Source organism: Candidatus Frankia alpina (genome assembly GCF_902806485.1).
Lineage (GTDB): Bacteria > Actinomycetota > Actinomycetes > Frankiales > Frankiaceae > Frankia > Frankia alpina.
In genome coordinates, this window is the sequence record NZ_CADCWT010000316.1 from 1 (window position 1) to 4707 (window position 4707).

Genomic DNA, 4707 nt, shown 5'->3' on the forward strand with positions numbered 1-4707 from the left:
ACTGTCCTGGCGCTCGCGGCGGATGGCGACCCGACGGCCCTTGATGGTGGTTCCCCGCAGCGACGCGATGACCTCGTCGGCGGCGCCGTCGGGAACCTCGACGAGCGAGAATCGTTGAGAGATCTCGATGGCGCCGATGTCACGGCCCGACAACTGGGTCTCCCCGGTGATCGCGCCGACGAGGTCCTGCGGCCGGACGCCGGCGCCGCGGCCCGCGCCGACGAACAACCGGGCCATGCCACCGCTCGTTGGCCGTGGCCGCCGGTCGCGGCGGCCGGCGTTGTCGCGCCCGGCCCGTTCGCCGCGCCCGTCGGTCGTGGGCGGTAGGTCGGGGATGTCGTCGTCGCCGTCCGGCACGTGGCTGGCGTCGTGGGCGAGCTTCACCGCGGCGAGCGCGATCTCCATGGGATCGAACTCGTCGGTGAGCGTTTCGACGACGACCCGGAACCGCTCCAGGTCGTCCTCGAGCAGGCTCTCCTGCAGCGCCGCACGGGTCAGCTCCAGCCGTCGGGCGTGTAGATCGGCGACGGTGGGCACCTTCTCGACGGCGATCCGCTGCCGGGTGACCCGCTCGATCGTCTTGAGCATCCGGTGCTCGCGCGGCTCCGCCAGGGTGATGGCCACCCCCTCGCGGCCGGCCCGCCCGACCCGGCCGATCCGGTGGACGTAGGAGTCGGGCGCCGACGGGACGCTGTAGTTCACCACGTGCGTGAGCTGCTCGAAGTCCAGGCCGCGGGCGGCGACGTCGGTCGCGACGAGTAGGTCGGCCGTTCCTGTGCGCAGGCGCTCCATCACGCGTTCCCGCTGCTCCTGGCTCATCCCGCCGTGCAGCGACTCGGCCCGGTAGCCGCGGCCGTTGAGCGAGTCGGCGAGCTGGTCGACCTCCTCCCGGGTGCGGCAGAACACGATCGCCGACCGGGGTGCCTCGACGTCGAGGATGCGGCCCAGCGCCGCCGTCTTGTACGCCCGTGGGACGACGTAGGAGACCTGCCGGACGAGCGGCGCCGCGCCCGGCTCCGGCGCCGCGCGGCCGATCTGGATGCGGACCGGATCGCGCAGGTGGCGGCGGGCGATCTCGTTCATGCGTGGCGGTAACGTGGCCGAGAACAGCACGGTCTGGCGGCCCGGCGGGGCCTGCTCCAGGATCGCCTCGATGTCCTCGGCGAAGCCCATGTCGAGCATCTCGTCAGCCTCGTCCAGGACGACGGTGTGAAGGTGGTCGAGGCGCAGCGTCCCGCGACCCATGTGATCGAGCGCGCGTCCAGGTGTGGCGACCACCACGTCGATCCCCTGCACCAACGCGCGTACCTGCCGGCCGATCGGAGCCCCGCCATACACCGGCAGGACCCGGGCGCCAAGATCCCGACCATACCGGTGGATCGCCTCGGACACCTGGACGGCGAGTTCCCGGGTCGGGACGAGGACGAGGGCCTGTGGGCCATGGCCGCCGTCGCGGTCGTCCGTCAGGCGGTGCAACAGGGGGAGCGCGAACGCGGCCGTCTTCCCGGTGCCGGTCGCCGCCTGGCCGAGCAGGTCACGACCCGCGAGCAGGGGTGGAACGGCCTCCCGCTGGATCGGCGTCGGCTCCTCGTATCCGAGGGCGGCGAGGCTGCGCAACAGCGCGGGCCGCAGCGCCAGCTCGGCGAAGCCGGCCACGTCAGCGGTCACCTCGGCGGCCACGTCAGCCGCCACGACTGCGGCCTGGTCCGGGTCCGGGTTCCTCACCTCGGCAAGATTCCCGGCGTCGTCCGGGTTACCCACCTGGTCAGGGTTCCCGGCGTCGGCCAGCTCCGTTGCGTGGTCAGATCCAGTGGTCGAGTTCATCCGCATCCCCCTACAGCGCCCGGTCCGTCCGGGCATCGGCCCTGGTGCCAAGCGGGGGCCTGGGTTCGACGGTAGTCGCTCCTCGCTCGCGTTGTCGCAGCCCCTGCCTGCGCCTCGACCGACCGCCGAGTTCATCCGGCCGGCGCCGCCGGGGCCCGGCTTGCTGCTTCGGACCGCGGCGAGGTAGTCGGCGGGGGCATCCCGATCGTGGGCCAGGAAGTGAATACGCTCGGTCATGCGGTCGCGTTCCTGTTCCAGGAGGCCCCCGTCTCGGGTGTTGCATCCGCGAGCGTACGAGGGCCGGCCGGGAACCGGCCTCGGCTTGTGGGTCAGAAACCGGCCGTCGACGATGCGGCCGAGCTCGCCGACGATGCGGCCGAGACGGAACAGGTAGGTAACCCGAGGCCGTACCCGGCGTCCATCACGGCGCCTGGGCAGCCAGGCGCGGCGGTCAGCCGTGTGTCGTCAAGGTCCTCGACCGTGGTCGGCTGGTTCAGCCCGGAGACGCCGGACGGGTGGGAGAGCAGGTGCCGGCCCTGAACGCCCTGCTCGCCGTCGCCGTGGGCGCTGCGACCTGCCGCACGGATCCCGGGACCGTCGCGCGACCAGCCGACGGCCTCGTGGCTGCCCGGCCCCGCGTCAGAAGAGGGTCAGTGGCTCGGCCGGCATCGGCTGCGGCAGGGGCTCCAGTTCGGGCAGGAGCGCCCGCACGTCGTCATGGAAGCGGCGGGCGAGTTCCGGCGCGTCGGCGTTGTCCGGTGTGTGGATGAAGATGGTGGGGGAGCGGCCCTCGCGCAGCCACCCGACGGTGATGTCGATCCAGCGCTGCCAGCCTTCGACCGTCCGCGCGCAGGCGTCGCGGCCGAGGTAGCGGACGATGGGCCGGTCGGTCAAAGCGACCGATCGCAGCGGCACGCGCGGCTTCTTGGTCCAGGCGTCTCGTTCGGCGTCGCTGGTCGGCGGGCTCTGGAAGAAGGCGGTGGTGTCGAAGGGAATCCATTCGGCCGCCGCGACGGCGAGTGCCGCTTCAAGCATCCGCGTCGCACGAGGGTCGTCGAAGAACGCGGGGTGGCGGACCTCGACGGCGTACCGGTGGGACCCGGGGAGCCGGCCCAGAAAACGGGCTAACGCGGGGACGTCGGCGGGGGCGAAGGTTCCTGGGAGCTGTATCCAGAGGGCGTGGGTCCGCGGACCGAGCGGCTCGATCGCCGTCAGGAAGGCGTGCAGGGCCTCGTCGACGTCGGTAAGCCGGCGTTCGTGCGTGATGACCTTCGGCAGCTTGAGTACGAACCGGAAGTCGGAAGCGGTCTGCTGCGCCCAGGAGGCCACGGTGTCCTGAGCCGGAGTCGCGTAGAACGTCGTGTTCCCTTCGACCGCGTTGCACCAGCCCGCATAGTGCCGCAGCCGTTCGTGCGCCGGGAGCGGATGCGCGAGGAAACGCCCTTGCCACGACTTGTGCGTCCACATCGCGCATCCCACGTGCAGACGCATGACCCACTCCCTCCGTCGCCGACCACATCCGGGGCCATCTGGGGCAGCCGGGGCCGAGTTCGCCCACCAGGTCGCGGCCCCCGGGCTGCACTGTATTCGGAGCGCCGAGTTCGCCTTGACCGCCAGCGCGGCCGGTCCACGGGGCAGGCGGATCCGTGGGACATTGGCGATCGTGTGCACCCGAGGGTGAGGGCGCCCGACGCTTGACAGAACGATCTAGCCTCACCATAATCGAATGTATGTTCGATCTCTCCGGAGTCCGGCCACGCCATCGCATCACCCCTGAGGGCCACGTCATGCCGGACGGCCAGATTCCGTCACAGGCGGCCGATCGTGACGATTGTCGCCCGCAGCCACGGCAGGCCTCCTCCCACCTGCCGCCGAGCGTGGCCCGCGTGGCAGTGCGGATGAGACTGTCCGCAGAGCTGCTCGCCGCCATCCTCGCGGTTGATGGACGCTTTCGGGCCATCCTCGACGACATGGAACGCGCGGACGCCCTCGCGGATGTTCTCCTCGCCCGCCGTCGGCAGCGAGTCGACGGGCATCGCCCCGAGCCCGTGCGAACCGGTCGTCGCGGCTGACGGGGTCCGCCGGGACGGTGTCTGCCGAGGCAAAGGCGAGCCCACCGGGTCGGGTGGCAGGAGACGTCGGGTCCGGGTGAGCCGGGTGGCTACCTGAGTGGGAGGGCTGTTTCGATGCGACGCAATCGAGTGAGGGGGGGGCTCGATCGCCACCAGCATGCCCCGCAACAGCTGCCCCGAGCCAAACACGGGACAGTAGATAAACAGCCACGCGTCGTGGTCAGCCGAGGTCGATGAGTATCCCGATCGGTCGGCCAAATCCTGGGACAGTTTCAGCGCCTCGCGACGAACAGTGCTGGGCACGCCACTGGATTGTAGTCCGGTCAGTACCATGAGCATCCGCACTATCGTCGAGCCGACGTAGAGGGCACAGTACCCGTCGTCACGGCATTTCTGGACGAAATCAGGCGCGGCAGTGCGCTGGTCCGTCCCGGCCACCGCACCGACACGAGCCCCGCGGCGGTCGGCCGGGTCCGCCGCCGGTCAGGTCCAGGGCGAGACGGCCGCCGAACCGACGTCTGTGTCCGGCGCCTCGCTCAACGGCAGGGCAACCCGGATCGATCTCCCATACCGTTATACCGTTCGGCTGTCTACCGTTCGGGCTGCGGCTCGGGCTTGCTGGTCGTCACGAACGACGGCACCGACGGCGTGGGCCTGCGCCGCCGCAGGACGGCGATCACGACGAGCACCACACCGAGGACGACGAGCACGATCGGCACTACCAGTTCCATGACAGTGAGCAGGGTTCCGGAGGAGCTCGCCTTGTCCGCCAGGTACTTCTGATTGAGCCATTCTCGGCGTCGATTTGTGA

4 protein-coding genes are annotated in these 4707 nt (G+C 70.6%); all 4 read right to left on the reverse strand.

Features of this window, described 5'->3' with window-relative positions; genetic code table 11:
• A partial coding sequence (locus tag G6R25_RS21685) for a DEAD/DEAH box helicase (RefSeq protein ID WP_235949407.1) occupies positions 1-1824 on the reverse strand: 1824 nt, incomplete at its 3' end.
• Between the two features lie 639 nt (positions 1825-2463).
• Positions 2464-3315 carry a DUF72 domain-containing protein gene (locus G6R25_RS21690; protein ID WP_163554380.1) on the reverse strand — a complete coding sequence of 284 codons (852 nt, stop codon included), beginning with the start codon at positions 3313-3315 and terminating at the stop codon, positions 2464-2466.
• A 317-nt stretch (positions 3316-3632) separates the two neighbouring features.
• Positions 3633-3860, reverse strand: coding sequence for a hypothetical protein (locus G6R25_RS30960; protein ID WP_161983181.1), 228 nt, complete (start codon positions 3858-3860; stop codon positions 3633-3635).
• Between the two features lie 626 nt (positions 3861-4486).
• The coding region (locus G6R25_RS21700; protein WP_205447332.1) for a hypothetical protein at positions 4487-4707 on the reverse strand (221 nt) is incomplete at its 5' end.

Excerpts from the sequence above, each read along its gene's own strand:
- G6R25_RS30960 (WP_161983181.1), bottom strand. The coding sequence starts at position 3,860 with ATGCCCGTCGACTCGCTGCCGACGGCGGGCGAGGAGAACATCCGCGAG.
- G6R25_RS21690 (WP_163554380.1), bottom strand. The coding sequence starts at position 3,315 with ATGCGTCTGCACGTGGGATGCGCGATGTGGACGCACAAGTCGTGGCAA.